This is a genomic window from Priestia endophytica DSM 13796, from assembly GCF_900115845.1.
Lineage (GTDB): Bacteria > Bacillota > Bacilli > Bacillales > Bacillaceae_H > Bacillus_I > Bacillus_I endophytica.
The window spans coordinates 1-16,940 of record NZ_FOXX01000025.1; the positions used below are offsets into that span (position 1 = coordinate 1).

19 protein-coding genes are annotated in these 16,940 nt (G+C 36.7%); 13 read left to right on the top strand and 6 right to left on the bottom strand.

Features of this window, described 5'->3' with window-relative positions; translation table 11 throughout:
* From BM012_RS24155 to BM012_RS24175, 5 genes are all read left to right on the top strand, one after another.
* Positions 1 to 270, top strand: a 270-nt coding sequence (locus BM012_RS24155; protein WP_139210450.1) for an IS3 family transposase, incomplete at its 5' end; no start/stop codon positions are given.
* 116 nt (positions 271 to 386) lie between these two features.
* Entirely contained in the window at positions 387 to 521 is a 135-nt protein-coding gene (locus BM012_RS24160) for a YvrJ family protein (protein ID WP_019393302.1), read from the top strand.
* Between the two features lie 227 nt (positions 522 to 748).
* Positions 749 to 1,252, top strand: a complete 504-nt coding sequence (locus BM012_RS24165) for a sigma-70 family RNA polymerase sigma factor (protein ID WP_061803875.1) — start codon at positions 749 to 751, stop codon at positions 1,250 to 1,252.
* Positions 1,245 to 2,327, top strand: a complete 1,083-nt coding sequence (locus tag BM012_RS24170) for an anti-sigma factor (protein ID WP_161939296.1) — start codon at positions 1,245 to 1,247, stop codon at positions 2,325 to 2,327. Before BM012_RS24165 ends, BM012_RS24170 begins: the two co-directional genes overlap by 8 nt.
* Entirely contained in the window at positions 2,318 to 2,608 is a 291-nt protein-coding gene (locus tag BM012_RS24175) for a hypothetical protein (RefSeq protein ID WP_019393305.1), read from the top strand. The genes BM012_RS24170 and BM012_RS24175 overlap by 10 nt, the downstream gene beginning before the upstream one ends.
* Before the next feature lie 14 nt (positions 2,609 to 2,622).
* On the opposite strand, the gene BM012_RS24180 is transcribed toward BM012_RS24175, so the two are convergent.
* Entirely contained in the window at positions 2,623 to 3,141 is a 519-nt protein-coding gene (locus BM012_RS24180; protein WP_061803877.1) for a GrpB family protein, read from the bottom strand.
* Between the two features lie 301 nt (positions 3,142 to 3,442).
* On the opposite strand from BM012_RS24180, the gene gabT reads away from it, so the two are divergent.
* The 4 genes from gabT to BM012_RS24200 all read left to right on the top strand — a co-directional run bounded on the left by gabT (position 3,443) and on the right by BM012_RS24200 (position 9,036).
* Positions 3,443 to 4,774 carry a 4-aminobutyrate--2-oxoglutarate transaminase gene (gene gabT / locus BM012_RS24185; protein WP_061803878.1) on the top strand — a complete coding sequence of 444 codons (1,332 nt, stop codon included), beginning with the start codon at positions 3,443 to 3,445 and terminating at the stop codon, positions 4,772 to 4,774.
* A 72-nt stretch (positions 4,775 to 4,846) separates the two neighbouring features.
* Positions 4,847 to 6,214, top strand: a complete 1,368-nt coding sequence (locus BM012_RS24190; protein ID WP_061803879.1) for a sigma-54 interaction domain-containing protein — start codon at positions 4,847 to 4,849, stop codon at positions 6,212 to 6,214.
* A gap of 103 nt (positions 6,215 to 6,317) precedes the next feature.
* Complete coding sequence (locus BM012_RS24195) at positions 6,318 to 7,742, top strand: NAD-dependent succinate-semialdehyde dehydrogenase (RefSeq protein ID WP_061803880.1); 1,425 nt, start codon at positions 6,318 to 6,320, stop codon at positions 7,740 to 7,742.
* 682 nt (positions 7,743 to 8,424) lie between these two features.
* Complete coding sequence (locus BM012_RS24200; RefSeq protein ID WP_061803881.1) at positions 8,425 to 9,036, top strand: DedA family protein; 612 nt, start codon at positions 8,425 to 8,427, stop codon at positions 9,034 to 9,036.
* A gap of 26 nt (positions 9,037 to 9,062) precedes the next feature.
* Here BM012_RS24200 and BM012_RS24205 read toward each other — a convergent pair whose 3' ends face one another.
* Entirely contained in the window at positions 9,063 to 9,623 is a 561-nt protein-coding gene (locus BM012_RS24205) for an ATP-binding protein (protein WP_061803882.1), read from the bottom strand.
* A 23-nt stretch (positions 9,624 to 9,646) separates the two neighbouring features.
* The gene (locus BM012_RS24210; RefSeq protein ID WP_061803883.1) at positions 9,647 to 10,141 is read right to left on the bottom strand and encodes a PAS domain S-box protein; all 495 of its coding nucleotides are present in this window, start codon (positions 10,139 to 10,141) and stop codon (positions 9,647 to 9,649) included.
* A 426-nt stretch (positions 10,142 to 10,567) separates the two neighbouring features.
* On the opposite strand from BM012_RS24210, the gene BM012_RS24215 reads away from it, so the two are divergent.
* Together BM012_RS24215 and BM012_RS24220 are read left to right on the top strand one after the other, a co-directional pair.
* Positions 10,568 to 12,004 (top strand): potassium/proton antiporter, encoded by a 1,437-nt coding sequence (locus BM012_RS24215; RefSeq protein WP_074842927.1) that lies wholly within the window; start codon positions 10,568 to 10,570, stop codon positions 12,002 to 12,004.
* A 467-nt stretch (positions 12,005 to 12,471) separates the two neighbouring features.
* Positions 12,472 to 13,038: a class I SAM-dependent methyltransferase gene (locus BM012_RS24220; RefSeq protein ID WP_061803884.1), complete on the top strand. Its 567-nt coding sequence runs from the start codon at positions 12,472 to 12,474 to the stop codon at positions 13,036 to 13,038.
* Positions 13,039 to 13,071: 33 nt separating this feature from the next.
* Here BM012_RS24220 and BM012_RS24225 read toward each other — a convergent pair whose 3' ends face one another.
* From BM012_RS24225 to BM012_RS24235, 3 genes are all read right to left on the bottom strand, one after another.
* A complete protein-coding gene (locus tag BM012_RS24225; protein ID WP_061803885.1) occupies positions 13,072 to 13,626 on the bottom strand; it encodes a DJ-1/PfpI family protein in 555 nt (184 codons plus the stop codon).
* Between the two features lie 163 nt (positions 13,627 to 13,789).
* On the bottom strand, positions 13,790 to 14,227 hold the full coding sequence (locus BM012_RS24230; protein ID WP_061803886.1) for a hypothetical protein: 438 nt from the start codon (positions 14,225 to 14,227) through the stop codon (positions 13,790 to 13,792).
* 66 nt (positions 14,228 to 14,293) lie between these two features.
* Complete coding sequence (locus tag BM012_RS24235) at positions 14,294 to 14,473, bottom strand: hypothetical protein (protein ID WP_061803887.1); 180 nt, start codon at positions 14,471 to 14,473, stop codon at positions 14,294 to 14,296.
* Between the two features lie 213 nt (positions 14,474 to 14,686).
* Between BM012_RS24235 and BM012_RS24240 the strand changes: the two genes are divergently transcribed.
* Both BM012_RS24240 and BM012_RS24250 read left to right on the top strand, forming a co-directional pair.
* The gene (locus BM012_RS24240) at positions 14,687 to 14,890 is read left to right on the top strand and encodes a hypothetical protein (RefSeq protein ID WP_061803888.1); all 204 of its coding nucleotides are present in this window, start codon (positions 14,687 to 14,689) and stop codon (positions 14,888 to 14,890) included.
* A gap of 684 nt (positions 14,891 to 15,574) precedes the next feature.
* Entirely contained in the window at positions 15,575 to 16,867 is a 1,293-nt protein-coding gene (locus tag BM012_RS24250; protein WP_061803890.1) for an NCS2 family permease, read from the top strand.
* Positions 16,868 to 16,940 lie beyond the last annotated feature (73 nt).

Consider the following 16,940-nt stretch of genomic DNA (forward strand, 5'->3'; position numbering starts at 1 on the left):
TATACTTCTTATGCTTATCAAAAACAAGTCAAAGAAAGAGGCATGACTATGAGTATGTCCCGAAAAGGGACGCCCGCAGACAATGCCTCCATTGAATCGTTTCACTCTTCTCTAAAGACTGAAACCTTCTACCTCGACAACTTAACCTGTACTACGACCGCCATCGTAAAACAGATTGTCGAAGACTACATCACTTATTATAACAATATCCGTATCCAAACGAAACTAAATAACCAGTCTCCGGTCCAATACCGAAAACTGGCTATTTAGATGGTGTTTTGATCCCTGTCTCAAAAACGGGGGGCAGTCCCTATTAGCACGCTTGGTCTTTTTTTATAAAAGAGATGAATTTCTAGTACATTTACGTTAGAATAGGGGGATATAAAATGGATCAATTTATTTCAATTGCATCAGAAGTTGGATTTCCAATTGCTGTGAGTATCTATTTGCTTCATAGAATTGAAGGAAGACTTAATGCGCTAATTGAATCTGTTGACAAGCTACCAGAGCGACTTTTTTAATGATTAAAATTAAAAAGGTAAAGCCCCTCCAAACGATACATCAAAGGGGGAGTTTTACCTATTTTTTGACGTTCTTGAAACCTTTACATCCATTAAACGTATGAAAAGAGAATTTGACTTTTTTAATAAAACAATGTAAAACCAGAAATTAAGGTGCAACTTTTTGCTGCCTCGATTCGTTTTGTAAACGGAATAAACGGGTGGAGGTTATAGAAAGGGAAAATACAATGGATGAACAAACGTTAGAAGACTTATATAGGCAATATGTAACAGATGTGTATCGATACCTCCTTTCGTTAAGTAAAGACCATTATATAAGTGAGGATTTAGTTCAGGAAGTATTTTATCGTGCTTACTTACATGTTGATAAAGATGAGACAACCAATATAAAAGCCTGGCTATTTAGAGTTGCGCATAACGTGTGGATTGATTTCTTAAGGAAACATAAACGTGTATCTGTGGTTGACGATGAATTTTTTCGGACGGTTCAATCGAACGATCAAGTGGAAAAACAGGTGCTTACAAAAGATGCGGTTCAAAATGTTTTTAACGCTATGGACGAACTATCTCCTAAATATAGACAAGCTGTCTTGCTATCGGATGTAAGAGAACTTACATATCAGGAAGCAGCAGATGAGATGGGTGTATCGCTTGCGAACTACAAAAGTATTTTGTTTCGAGCACGACGGAAACTGCGCAAGTTAAAGGAAAAGGATGATGACATTGGATAATGAATTTCGCAAGAAGCTAGAGCTCTATAAAGAAGGAAAACTTTCTCAAGCCGAGGAAGAGGAGCTCGAGCAAGACTTAGAAAAGTTTGAGGTTTATCAAGATTTTCTTGATGAAGAATTTGAACCGGATATGGAAGAACAAGGATTATCGGAAGAGAAAAAATTGAAATTAATCAACTTAGGAAGAAGAAAAGCTGTGATTAAAGCCGCTTTGCTTGGAAGCGTACTGCTTCTTTCTATCTTACCTGCTGGGACGCTTTTAACGTATATCTTTTACGGATACGGAGAAGAACAAAATATGGCAAATCGCTTTTTGGACGTTGCCTCAGATACGGTAATGGTCACAGAGCCCAATGTACAAGTTGATCGCAATAAGTTTCATGAGCAAGTTGGTCTTTTTACGTTAAGTGCCAATCTTGATATGTGGAAACAAGTTGGAACAGAACAGACACGGATTGGGGACAAGGGACTCAATTTATGGTTTAGCAACCTTGAAAACGTGGATCATAATTATTTAAGCGATTCTTTTTCTTCTTCTCAGAAAGTGAAAGACTTAAAAATCCATCATCCGAACGTGAGCCCGTTTCCTTCATCTGAAAAAGAGTGGCAGCGTTTAAGTCAGCTACCAGAAGGAACGGTTGCAGAGGCCTACGTGTCGTTTGACAAATTATATGATCCAAATGATGTGGAAAATCTGCTAGGGAATATAGATCATAAAACATTATGGTATGCTATTGATACAGGATATGAAAAAGAACAAAAAGATAAAAATGGCGTTGTTGTAACGCCGATTGGTTATCCTGTACAGAACGGAATTGAAAATCCGAAGAAAATGACAACAGAGGAATTTCATCAAATTTTAAAAGAGCTTACTGAGAATGAAGAGTGGTCTGAAAAAATAGCAAAATCGCGGGACTTGCATTTAAAAGAACGCTTAGCTTATGTCAATAAAAACGGCATCAAAACATATGGTATTGTTATGACAGGCCCAACAAAAGAAATTTTGAAGCTAAAGGATAATAAGCATGTAAAAGGATTAGAACTAGGTGAGGTGGAACTTTGGCAATGGGAATAAGAACAAAGCGAAATCATGAAGAACCCCTTATTGGGTTAATATCGTTTGGAATCGGTTTTTTAGGATTGATTTTAGCTAATGTGACCATTTTAACGCAAAAGATGTATTTAGAGCTTCTCCTTCCATTCTTATTTATTGGAGGAGGACTTGGTTTCATTAGTTTATTTTTAAAGCGCCGAAAAAGCACGCTGTCACTTTTAGGTTTTTTACTGAACGTGGTTATTTTAATTTCATCTGCGCTTGTTGTGCATTATATAGGAGTAATTCACAATTTACCTTAAAAGGCTCGGGAACTTCATCCCCAGCCTTTTTTTTGGTTTGAGTAGGTTATAACGTTGTTAATAAAAGAAAGCTTTTGGCTAATATATTCTTGAAGATCGTGAACCCCGTTTCTTACAAGGCCATGTTTAAAACTGCCGAAGTTTTGGGCAATCTTCGGTGTGCTGCGTAAATAGTCGCGCCAAAGTAGTCCGTTTCTCCACCGCTCTCCATCATAAAGAACAATATGTAGGTTAATCGAAAGGTTTGTTCGTTTTGTGAAAAGCAATCTTTCATTTTCTATTTCTTCAGCTAATGTGTAATCAAGACTTTCTAATTTATGATAGAGTGGCTCTGTTAGTCGTAAAGAATACATGCCTGCTTGAATATCGATGACAGGTCTTGCAATCATCCCTTCTACAGCCGTACTTCCTACATGTTCTATATCACATAAGTCCATACCTAATGCTTTTTTGATTCGATGCTTTTCATAATGAAAGAGCTTCGGCCACGCTGGGTCATAAGTGGAAAGTGAAATGGTTTCTTCTTTTTTCAATCTTTATCCCTCCCAAATCACCATTCATTAAAAGTATACAAAAAAAATACTCGTTTGTTATCAAATTTGATGATTATAAGCAAACGGTAATGAAAAAGTAATCGGTTTGTAAATTTCAATTATACTATGCAAACTTAAACGATGTAGAGGAGTTAAGTCAAGAAAGACTTATCGAGTCTTTCTTGACTTAATGTGTGCAGAGAGCAGAGGATAAAAGTCTTTTCTTATCGTCTTTTTAAAAGTTGGCACGAAACTTGCATTAATAAGAGAGGGAAGACTTTTATTTAGAGGAGAGATTGCAATGAGCAAAGAATATAAAAAATCAGAACAGCTATTAAAACGAAGAGAAGCTATTGTCCCAAAAGGCGTTAGTTATGGGAATAAGGCATTTGCTCAAAAAGCAGAGGGAGCTCTTGTTACAGACGTAGATGGCAATACATTTATTGATTTTGCTGGAGCGATTGGAACAATTAACGTTGGCCATAGCCATCCGAAAGTGACAGAAGCCTTGCACAAACAAATTGATGATTTTATTCATACAGGATTTAATGTGATGATGTATGAGTCATATATTGAATTAGCGGAAAAGTTAGCAAGCCTTGCACCAGGAAGTTTTGAAAAAAAGGTAATGTTTTTAAATAGTGGAGCAGAAGCTGTGGAAAATGCAGTGAAAATTGCCCGTAAATATACGAAGCGCCAAGGAGTAATCTCCTTTACACGCGGCTTTCATGGCAGAACGTTGATGACGATGACGATGACAGGGAAAGTAAAGCCTTATAAATACGGATTTGGTCCTTTTGCACCTGAAGTGTATAAAGCTCCTTATCCATATGAATATCGTCGTCCTGAAGGAATGACAGAAGAGCAATATACAGACTTTATTATTGATGAATTCAAAAAGTTTGTATTGTACGAAGTAGCTCCAGAGACAGTAGCTGCTGTTGTAATGGAGCCTGTTCAAGGAGAAGGTGGTTTTATTGTACCCTCTAAAAAGTTTGTTAAGGAGATTACGGCATTTTGTAAGGAGCATGGTATACTGTTCGTAGCAGATGAAATTCAAACAGGGTTTGCACGCACAGGAAAAACGTTTGCCATTGAGCATTTTGACGTTGAGCCAGACTTAATCACAGTTTCAAAATCTTTGGCAGCAGGTGTACCGCTCAGCGGAGTAATAGGGCGAAGTGAAGTAATGGATACAGCTGCCCCTGGAGAACTTGGAGGAACATATTGCGGAAGCCCGCTTGGTTGTAAAGCTGCTCTTGCTGTTCTTGATATTATTGAAGAAGAGCAGTTGAATGACAGAGCTGTTAAGCTTGGTGAAACTGTAACAAATCGTTTTAAAACATGGCAGGAAACATTTGAATGTATCGGAGACGTTCGTTCTCTTGGTGCTATGTGTGCAATGGAGCTTGTAAAAGATCCAAAAACAAAAGAGCCCAACGCTCTTCTTGCTAAAGAAATTGCTCAAAAAGCGAATGAAAGAGGCTTGCTCCTTTTGAGCGCTGGAGTATATGGGAATGTATTGCGTGTTCTTATGCCGCTTGTAATTACAGATGAACAGCTTGAACAAGGGTTATCTCTAATGGAAGAGCTATTGAAAGAATGTACATCTAGCAAAGAGCTCTCATATTAAAACAAGTCTATAATCTTTTTTCCCCTTTATGCTATGATGAAGAGAAAAGAATTGAGCAAAAGGGGAAAAAAGATGACATTTCATACCCATCATCATGAACAGGTAGCAGAAGAGCTTTACGATATTTTTGAATCATCTTTTGATGAAATTTTTGTAACGGATGCAAACGGTACAGTTATTATGGTGAACTCAGCTTGTGAACAATACTATGGTCTCTCTAAATCAGATTTTGTTGGAAAGCATGTAAGAGAGCTAGAAGAGCAGGGGATTTTTTACCCTTCAGCAAGTCTTCAAGTTATTGAAAGTAAACAGGCTTTAGAAATTGTTCAAAAAACAGATAAAAGTCGTTATCTTCATGTAAGAGCACGACCTATTTTTTATAAAAACGGAAAACTTAAAAGCGTCATTAGCTATTCAAGAGACTTAACGGATTTAATGGAGCTTTCTCATCAAGTTGATAAAATGGAGCAGCAAATTGAATTTTACAAGCGTGAGCTTGTTCAGACGCAGAACGAAATAACAGGAATTATTGTTCATAGCGATAAAATGAAAAAAGTGTTTCAGTTTATAGAACGAGTATCAGTAGTTGATACAACAGTCCTTATTCTTGGTGAAACAGGAGTCGGAAAAAGCAGGATTGCTCGCCTTATGCATGATAGGAGTTCTCGTAAGACAAAACCTTATTATGAAGTGAATTGCGCAGCCCTGCCAGAGACGCTTATTGAAGCAGAGCTTTTTGGCTATGAAGGCGGTTCTTTTACAGGAGGGCTTAAGCAAGGAAAGAAAGGGTTGATTGAGAAAGCGAACTTTGGCACGCTTTTTCTTGATGAAGTTGGAGAACTTTCTCTTTCAGCACAAAGCAAGCTGTTGCACGTATTGCAAGAAAAGAAAGTGCGTCCAATTGGAGGAACAAAAGAAATAAAGCTTGATATAAGAATTGTTGCAGCAACAAATCAGCCTTTAGAAGAAATGGTGAAAAACGGTACGTTTAGAAGAGACTTATATTACCGGCTGAATGTTATACCCCTGTACATACCGCCTTTGAGAGAGAGAAGAGAAGATATCATTCCACTTGTTCATCATTTTTTAAACGTTTTTAATGAGCGATATAATCGAAGTGTTGAATTTTCTCCGAAAGTGTTTGAAGCTTTTTTAAAAGGAGAATGGCCCGGAAATATAAGAGAAATTGAAAATATGGTTGAGCGGCTTGTTGTGACAAGTGAACGTATTGTTACCCTAAAAGATGTCCCATTTCTTCAACAAGAAACATATACTTCCCCGCATTTGTCTCTTCAACAAAAATTAGAAGAGCTTGAATGTCGTCTTATCCAAGAGGCATATGAAGAATTTGGCTCATCTTACAAAGTAGCTGAAGAACTTGGAATTAGCCAGTCTTCAGCAATAAGAAAGATTCAGAAATATACAAGAGGGAAAGAGTAGTTTTCTGTAGGAAAAAGTCTGAGCATTGCGATAAGTCGGACAAAGGGAAAGATGCTAGAGTAAAAGATAGAATGAGAAAATAAAGAAGGGTGTGGAAAAATCAATGACTCAAGAGCGCTTATATATTAACGGAGAATGGATTGCACTTCAAGAGAATATTGAGGTAAATAATCCAGCTACAAATGAAGTAATTGCGACTGTTCCAAACGGAGGAGAAAAAGAAGCAGAGAAAGCGGTTGCTGGAGCTTATGAAGCATTTCCAACTTGGAAGAACAAAACAGCTGCAGAACGCTCGTCACTTTTAATGAAATGGTATGAAGCCATCGCAGCTGAAGAAGAAGAAATAGGAAAACTTATGACGATTGAACAAGGAAAACCGCTTAATGAAGCAATTGGAGAAGTGAAATATGCCAATAGTTTTTTAGCATGGTATGCAGAAGAAGGAAAACGAATCTACGGAGAAACAATCCCTGCTTCAGTACCAAATAAGCGTCTTTTTGTGCAAAAGCAGCCTGTTGGAGTTGTAGCGGTGATTACACCTTGGAATTTTCCAGCAGCTATGATTACTCGTAAGGTAGCGCCAGCGCTTGCTGCTGGGTGTACAGTTGTAATCAAACCAGCAGAACAAACACCTTTAACTGCTTTTAAGCTTGCTAAACTTGCTGAAAAAGCAGGAATCCCAAAAGGAGTTATTAATGTTGTAACAGGAAATGCTGCAGAAATAGGAGAAACGTGGATGAAAGATAGCCGCGTTCGTAAAATTTCATTTACAGGATCTACAGAAGTTGGCAAACTGCTTATGCGTGGCGCCGCAGATACAGTCAAAAAAGTATCGCTTGAGCTTGGTGGACATGCTCCTTTTATTGTGACAGAGCATGCTAATATTGAAAAAGCTGTTGAAGGAGCAATTACTTCAAAATTTCGTAACGCAGGCCAAACGTGCGTATGTACAAACCGTATTTACGTACATGAAGCAGTTGAAAAAGAGTTTACAGAAGCATTTGTTGCAGGAGTAGAAAAGCTGCGCGTTGGAAATGGATTGGAAGAGGGAGTAGAGATTGGTCCATTAATTGATGAAAAAGCAGTCAAAAAAGTTGCTTACCAAATTCAAGATGCAAAGGATAAAGGAGCATCCCTTCTTTTAGGTGGAGATCAAAGTGCTGAACACGGAGAAAACTTCATGCAACCAACCGTCATTAGCAATGTTAATGATAGTATGCTTTGTATGAGAGAAGAAACGTTTGGACCTCTTGCGCCTATTTCAACGTTTAAAACAAATGAAGAAGTTATACAGCGCGCTAACCACTCTCCGTACGGGCTTGCTGCGTACGTATTTTCTGAGCATATTTCAGAAGCAATATCAATTGCTGAAAATCTGGAATACGGCATTGTTGGGCTAAATGATGGTCTTCCTTCAACAGCTCAAGCTCCGTTCGGTGGATTTAAAGAAAGTGGTTTAGGTCGTGAAGGCGGACATCATGGACTTGATGAATTTTTAGAAATTAAATATATTTCCCTTGGCCTATAAGGTGAAAAAGAGCTTCAAGTGGCATTGACATATGGGGAAGATAGAGTGCAAAAATTTCCTGATTTTTATAATGAGTTTATCCAGAAGGAAAATAGCTGAATTCTTATCTGAAAATCCTTGGATTTCACTGCGAAATTCAAGGATTTTTTATTAATCATACTTTGTTAGGTTACTAGACAGGGAACATAGTTCTACTCTAAATTATCTATATTTTTTATCCTTCTATTTTCCTCCTTCAGTATTGTCTATATAAATGAATACTTAATTATCCTCTATATAAAGGGGAATTTTTTGTCTTTAAAGAATATAAAGAAGTGAAGAATGTACTTTTTATCTACTGAATTTTTGAAAACGGGTATCAAGATTATTCGATTATTGAATATTGTTCTTATAAAAAAGTTTTTTTGTGTAGAGTGAAACTAGTCGTTTAGAGTTTAGTTGCTTGTATTAGACTACAGTATTTAAAAATGGTGTAGAAGTTCTAAACCTATACTTTTTTGTATAGGGAAATGCATCTGTAGATGTTTCACATGTTCAATGAAAATTGATTTTGTTCAAGTTTCTGAAAATGCTTGCTGAAAGCTTCTCTTAAAAAGGTGTTTGATAGAAAGGTAGACAGGGAAAATGATAAAATAAAAAGACAAAAACAATTGTGGATTTTTCTGAAAAAGCAGGTGGCCTAATGGAGTTTGTCGATATTGTGGCTTTCATGAAAGAATATGGGGTTATTGTTTTTATTTTTCTCTTGTCCCTTGGGATGATTGGATTGATTATCCCAATATCAAATGAACTAATTGTTATGACAGCGGGCTATTTTGCAACTTTTCTATCGCAAAATGACCTTTTACTCTGGTTTTTAACATGGATAGGGATGACGATTGGAACACTTGTAAATTATAGTATTGGCCGATGGATTGGTGCACCTCACTTGCTCAAATGGAAAACATTGCGTGAAAAACTGTCCCTAGAGAGAGGACAAAACTTCATTGAACGTTATAAAAAAAGTGCTTTTCCTATAAGTGTTTTCATTCCTTTTATAAGGCATCTAATTCCGTATGTTGCAGGAACTGGAAAAAGTCCTTTTTTCCTTTTCTTTTCTCTTACAACCCTTGGAAATCTTGTGTGGACGTCGCTTTTTTTCGCAGCTGGAACTTATTTTCACAAATATATTTCAATTATGGAGAAAACAGTAACAAGTTATGGTCTTCTTTGTTTTATTCTAATTTTTGTATTATTAATGGTCATTCGAAAATGGACAATTAGAAATAAACAAAAAGCTAGAATGAAAGGATAATCATTATCCACATTCTAGCTTTTGTATTAAGCCATATAAAGGGGAAGGCGAATCGTAAATGTTGAGCCTTCATTTGGTTCACTTTCAATTGAGATACTTCCGTTCTGTTGCTCAATAATCTTATAGCAAACCATGAGCCCAAGTCCGTTTCCTGTCTTCTTTGTTGTAAAGAATGGGGAACCAAGCTTTTTGAGAAGGTGCTTTGGAATACCGCAGCCGTTATCTTTTACTTCAATTACGGCTGTATGCTCGTCTTCTTTAAATACTTTAACGTTAATTTTCCCATCTTGTTCGATGGCCTCGATGGCGTTTTTTAAGATGTTGAGAAACACTTGCTTACATTTTGTATCATCGCAGTATACGTATAAGCTTTCTTCTGTTAACTCTTGTTCAATTTGAATGGAATGACGAAAAGCTTCGCTGTCTAACAGCATAATAACGTGTTCTAGTAAAGACTGAAGGCGATGAAATTTAAAATCTGTTTGTTTCGGTTTGGCTAAAACCATAAGCTCATTTGAAATCGTTTCGATTTTTGTTAATTCTGCTTCCATAATCTTAAAAAAGTCATCGCGGTGATCATTATCCATTTTTAATAGTTGTAAGAAACCTTTTAGAGAAGTAAGGGGTTTCGAATTTCGTGGGCAATTCCTGCTGCGAGCTGACCTGTTACAGAAAGCTTTTCTGATTCCATCATATGCTGTTCTGTTTTTTTTCGATGGCTGATATCCCTTGCAACAGCAATAGCTTCAACATACTGCTTTGTCTCAGGGTGGGGGATGAAGGCAACAGTCGTTTCCATCCAAATATAGTGCCCGTCTTTATGCTGAATGCGAAAGCTAAAAGTTTCGATTGAATCGTTCATTTTTTCTAGCTGCATATGCAATTTTTTTAGGTCTACTGGGTGGATGAAGTCTTGGTAGTTTTGATCAATGAGTTCTTGTTCTGTATAGCCTAGTAAATATTCACAATTGGGGGATACTTGTAAGTAAGTGCCTTCTAAGGAAAAACGACATTTTACATCAATATTTTGGTCTAATACTAAATCATGTGGGGTATTTTCAGATACGGATTTTGTGCGCTCTTGATCATCAGTGGTAAATGACACATAAATCACTCCTCTTCTTTATGTAGCTATTCGCCTCGTAAATTTCCCGGTGAGCAGACAAGAAGATTTTACTGCCTAAACGATGAAGGAAGATGGACAGATTCATAAACAAAGAACTTCTTCTCTTTTTTCAATATATGACAGGAAAAAGCAATTTATAACATCGTATGTGCTAAAAAGGACAAAACAAAAGAATGACAACATAAAGGATGTGTCCTTATTAGACAAATAAAATGTTTTTTACATAAAAACGGAAATAGCAAATGTGTTTTTATAGGGAGTAACGTAAGCGGATGGATAATATCATAAAAGATTGAGAGTAACGATTATGTTTTATTTTACCTTATCTTTACTATTCGAGATAATTGAGCAACTTCCTTTCTCTTTTTGAAAGAAGAGAAAAACAATACACTAGGAGTGACATTTTTGGATATAAATATTACAATTTTTATTTTTCTGTGTGCAGCTTTACTAATGCTTGGCGTTATTACAACAAAGTTCTCCAATCGTTTAGGAGTTCCTTCGCTTGTTTTATACATTTTAATAGGAATGGGGCTTACGAGCTATATCTATTACGATAATGCTTCAATTACTCAACTTGTTGGTATCTTCGCTTTAATTATCATCCTCTTTAAAGGAGGAATTCAGGCGAAATGGAAACATATCAAGCCTATTCTTGGTCCATCAACATCTCTTGCAACATTTGGCGTCTTAATTACAGCGGTTCTTGTTGGGACATGTGCAAAATACATTTTAGACTTAACGTGGGCAGAAGGAATGCTTTTTGGAGCCATTGTTGGTTCGACAGACGCAGCAGCCGTTTTTGCAGCGCTTGGCAATAAAAATATTAAAACTAAGCTTACTTCAACCCTTGAAGCTGAATCAGGAACAAATGACCCGATGGCCGTTTTTCTAACGGTATCCTTAATCGAATTAATTAATGAACCATCAACATCATTATGGTCTCTTCCATTAGATTTTGTTCTTGAGATGGGGCTTGGTCTTCTTTTAGGTCTGTTGTTTGGTTTTTTATCAATTAAAATTATTAATAACATCAATCTTGATTCATCAGGACTTTATCCTGTTCTTGCCCTTTCTTTGGCTATTGTAACTTTTAGTGGGACAACTCTTCTACACGGAAGCGGGTTTTTAGCTGTTTATGTTATGGCACTTACGGTTGGAAATAATGATTTGACATACCGTCTGTCAATTGTACGTTTTACAGATGGTTTTGCTTGGATGATGCAAATCTTAATGTTTATTTTGCTTGGTTTGCTTGTTTTTCCTGAGCATCTCTTAGCTATTACGTGGCAAGGCCTTGTTTTGTCTTTTATTCTCATGATTATTGCTAGACCAATCGGTGTGTTTCTAAGTATGATCGGTACGAAATATACAGGCAAAGAAAAACTATTTATCTCATGGGCAGGATTAAAAGGGGCAGTTCCAATTGTTTTAGCTACATATCCATTAATTGCAGGAGTAGAAGGAAGCGAGCTTTTATTTAATGCCGTCTTTTTTGTTGTCTTCACCTCTGCCCTTATTCAAGGAGCAACCCTTTCACCTCTTGCTAACAAACTGAATCTTGCTGGTCCTGATCAAGAGCAATCTCCACATATTTTAGAGCTTGTATCAATGGGGAAAACAAGTTCAGAGATTATTGAAGTTGTGTTAAAAGAAGGTTCAAAAGTGATAGGAAAGGAACTCAAAGATGTTTACTTACCTTCTGAAGTATTGATTACGGCTATTGTAAGAGGAGAACAAGTTGTGACACCGAGGGGTGAAACAATTCTTGAAAATCATGACACCCTTTATGTACTTATTCCAAAAGCAAAACGGCAGGAAGTTAAAAAAATGTTTCAATAAGAAAAAAAACGAGCTTCAGTATGCTGAAGCTCGTTTTCTTTTTGAAACTTTAACAGTGTTTCATTCGTAAATAGGAAGAGAAGGAATAAAAATGTAATAACTTCTCACACTTTTATCGCGAAAGAAAAGCTAGTATGGGAAAATAACAAAGACTAAGTAGGATATGTAACATAATGTGACGAAGAATCGAATTGAAGGACAACGATCAGACACTCAGAACTGTTAAAAATAGGAGATGTGCAAGTTGAATCACCTATTTGTCTCTATCTAAAAAAGCAAAGGTTCTTCATTTGAACAAGGGAAATAGAGATGAATGACAATGAGGAGCTAAGAGAAGTGAGTCTCAATTTTGGAATAATTTTAAGGTGAGTAGGAGTAGCTTTGCTTGTACAAAAATTCACAGAGTCTTGGTGGAGGGAATTGAAAAAGAAAAGTAATGATTATAAAGAAGATAAAGGAGCGTTGACATGAGTGTACCGTTGGAGAATAATGAAGAATATTTGTGGAAAGACCAGCCTTGTCCGTCCGCAGTAAAAGCATATTGGTTTTTTCGACGTTTAGCTGTTAAGGATCTGCTTGTTTATCACTGTGGTGCTGGGCATAACAGCTTATTTTTTGCTGAAAAAGGTCTAGGTGTTTTAGGATATGATGAATCTAGTCAGAATGTAATAGAAGCTACAAAAAAGGCAAAAATAAGAAATGTGAAAAACCTTCAGTATCTCTCAACTTTGAATGAGAGGGAACTTGCATTTCAAGGTATTTTTGTTGCTAACGATTTTCATGTTACAACATTTTCAGAGAACGAAAAATTTGTGGAAGAAATGGCCTCAATGCTGAAGGATGGAGGGTATCTTGCGTTAGCGTGCTTAGCACAGTTAGGAGAAGAAGACGATGAGACATCGCTTCTATCAGATCAGGATATTGCTGGGTTTCTTTCTTCACATTTTACAGAAGTTCATACAGATTTGTATACCGATATTGTTGGTGGAAAGAAAAAATGGTTTATATTAGCTAAAAAGAGAGAACGTAAATGAAAGAGGACCGAAATATATTTCGGTCCTTTCCCTTTATTTATGAAGCTGTCCGATAAACTCTTTCATAACAGCAGGAAGATCAGGCCATGCATGACCTGAGACAAGGTTGTTGTCAACATGTAAAGGTTTGTTAATATAAGTTGCACCAACACTTTCAACTTCAGGTTTGCATGCAATGTAAGCAGACATTTCTCTATTTTTTAAGAGCTCACGATTAATGACTGTAAAAACGAGACTTGCATGACAAATGGCTGCAATTGGTTTTCCTTCTTGAAAGAAATGTTCCACAATAGAGGGAACGTATTCGTTCATACGAATATGTTCAGGAGCACGTCCTCCTGGAATGATGAGTCCATCGTATTCTTCTGGTTTAATATCTGAAAAAGCTGCATGGGAGTCTAGTTTGTAGGCCTGTTTCTCTGTGTATGTATCCCAATCTTCAAAATCATGCACAACAGTATTGATTTTCTTTACAGCTGGAGCCGCAATAGTTACGTCAAATCCTTCTTCAAGACAGCGGTAGTACGGGTAAAAAACTTCTAGAGCCTCAACGGCGTCCCCTGTTAAAATTAAGACTTTTTTAGACACTAAAAATCCTCTCCTTTTTAAATAATACTGTACAAGTTAAGAATAGCAGAAATGGATAAAAATTGCACAGAAAGAGGATAAGCAAATTGCTTATCCTCTCATATCCGCACAATTTTATAGAAGGTAAGGGGAGGGTGTAACCTAGTATAAAAAGAGTCTTCTTTTAGTAGCGTTTTCTTTTACATCCACAATCTTCATCTTTAAAGTGCATGTATCCTTTAAGAACGATTTTTTTGCGGCCATAATGATGGTGACGGTCTTTTTTGTCGTCCTCTTTATCTTTACAATCACAGTCATCATGTTTGTGATGATTTTTGTAGTCGTCTTTGTCATCATATTTGTAGTCGTCTTTGTCATCATGTTTGCGACGATGTTTGTAGTCATCTTTGTCATCATGTTTATAGTCATATTTGTAGTCATCTTTGTCATCATGCTTGCGACGGCGTTTGCAATCGTCTTTGTCATCCTCTTTATCATGGTCGTGACGGTCTTCGATTTCTTCACAAACACATTTTACTTTTTTGAAGTCTTTATCCTTACGGTCTTTTTCGTGATCTTTCCAATCTTTTTTCTTGTCATAATCATATTCGAATTCGTACATGCCTATTCAGCTCCCTAATAATTTGATTAATAAATTTCGTTTGAAAAGCAATTTTCTTCTTCCTGATCAAAACGTGAGTATCTTTGAAATAAGAGGTGGATTCAAACTTAGATCGTTGTTTTCGTCCATATTTCGATCTTCCCTGCAACAGCTGTTATTTTGACGGTTGTTTCTTTTGCCACCAAAAAAGAAGGTTTTTGTTGCTTCGTTTCTTTTAGCTTTCTTGTTGCAGTTTCGTTCGAACATAAGCGCCTTCACCTCCTTTGTATAGTAGTATCATATGAGAAATAGAACAAAACGAATGGACGAGTATACTGAATCAAAAGCCTGTTTTTATAAAAAAAGCTAAACAAATACCTAAATACTTTTGAAAAAGGTAAGAATCATAAAAACAAGGTAGAGACGTGTTATAATAAAGAAGTACAGAAGAATTTCTTATTGAACAAGGAGGGACGAAACATGCCGTTTGTTGAGGAGATGATCCTTATAATTGGGATTCTCTTTATTTTAGTTTCTTCACTGCTTTGGTTTGCCCCACTAGCTTCTATAAAATATGTAGCTTCTGTTACGGAAAAAGAAGTGCATCAAAAATTTAGAACAAAATTGAGCTATGGAAGTCTTTTTGTTGGCATGCTATTTATCGGATTTTCGATTTTCTTTTAAGAACGTTTAAAAAGCTGATGTAGGAGTATAAAAGGTTTATACGTCTACGTCAGCTTTTTTACTGTTTCATAATGAAAAACAACCTTTTCTACATATACTAGCTACTAATATAGGAGGAAGGAGGGAGAAAGAGTGCAGCGGTTCTTAGCTAGAGTAGCTGCGTTTTGGCTTACTTTTCATATGCTAGCTTCTTTATACTACGGTATTTATTTGCATGATAAGCATTCGCTTCTTTCATGGTGGAAACACTCTTTCTTCTTGACTATTCCTCTTTCTTTCAGTAGCTGCCTCCTCCTGCAAATTTGCTTGCTTATATTAGGAAAACAACAAGCGTTCCTAATAGGTCTTTTTCTTTCTTTTTTGCTTTGTATCGTGTACAAAGTTCTTTTTTCATTTCAATTGATCATGCTTTCGATTATTTTTATTAGCTGTATAGCTTTCTTGGCTAGTAGTAAATCTATAATAAGAAAAAAAACCTGAAGAAAAAGAGGCAATGAACTAGTGTGCAACATGGGAAGTTAGCAGAAGTATTCGCCTGTTTTTTCATGGACTACGTGACAGATACAAGCGGCGTTTAAAAACAGTTGTCATTACAAAGGAAAGTTGCTAAAATGTAAACTGTTGCAGTTTAAAACTGTTAACGGGTAGGGTCGAGGGTTTTTAGGAAAAGAAGGTGCGAAGAAAGTGCATCCATTTTTTGAAAGACGCTTTCATCTCGCAGAACATGGTACAACCGTAAAAACAGAAGTATTAGCAGGCATGATTTCGTTTTTTACAATCGTGTATATTATTGCTGTGAACGCTTTAATTTTGTCAGAAGCAGGAATTCCGCTTCAAGCAGGGATAGTGGCGACAGTCGTTACTTGTTTCGTCGGATGTCTTCTTGTCGCTTTTTTAGGCAATGCTCCTTTGCTTATTGTTCCTGGTATGGGTGTAAATGCTTTGTTTTCCTATACTATTGTTCAAGGAATGGGGTTGCCGTGGCAAGAAGCGCTAGGAGCTGTTTTTGTTGCTGGCATCTTGTTTACAATCGTTGCGTTCACGCCTCTTTCTCATACTCTTTCACAATCTATTCCAAAAGGCTTGAAAGAAGCTATCACAGTGGGAATAGGGCTTTTTCTAACTCTTATTGGATTAGAAAAAGGTGGGATTGTTGTTGGTGGCAATAATGCTATATTAGCGCTTGGGGACTTTCACAGTCCAGAAGTTTTGGCAACTGTTGTAACACTTCTTATTGCGCTCGTATTGTTCATTCGAAATGTTCCAGCTAACTTTTTGTTAACGATTATTGCAGGTTCTTTAATCGGTCACTTCTTTGGGGTGGAAAATGCAGCTCCGAAACAAGCGGACGTATCGCTTTCGAATTATTTGGACGTCTTTGCTCAGTTTTCATTTCAAGGTATCTTTTCAGTGGCTTTCTGGATTGCCGTTTTTTCATTAGCAATGGTACTTGTTTTTGAAAATATTGGTCTTATTCACGGTCAAACGGAGATGATTGGAAAACCTGAGAAGTATAAGCGGTCTATTCGAGCAACAGCGATTTCTTCCATGCTTTCGGGACTTTTTGGAACAAGTCCAACGGTGTCAACTGTAGAAGCTGCTTCAGGTATAACAGCAGGAGGCCGAACTGGTTTAACATCTTTAGTTAGTGGACTGCTGTTTTTAGTAGCTCTATTTTTTCTACCGGTCATTTCGCTTATTCCGAACACTGCTATTGCACCAATTTTAATTATTATTGGTGGACTTATGCTTGAGAATGTAAAGGGAATTAACTTTAAGGATTTCTCAGAAGCATTTCCTGCGTTTTTAGTGATCGTGATTATTCCATTTACGTATAGCATTGTAGATGGAATGGCATTTGGCTTTGTTGCTTATCCGTTTATGAAGCTTGTTCTTGGCCGCTACAAAGAAGTGTCGGTTCCGCTATATATTATTGCAGGACTTTTTCTTATGAATTTCTTTTTACACGGCATATAAAAAAATGGTGCGGACACTAGTTCGTGCCATTTTGTTATGTCAACTAATTGTGGGACTTTGTGTGAATTTATGT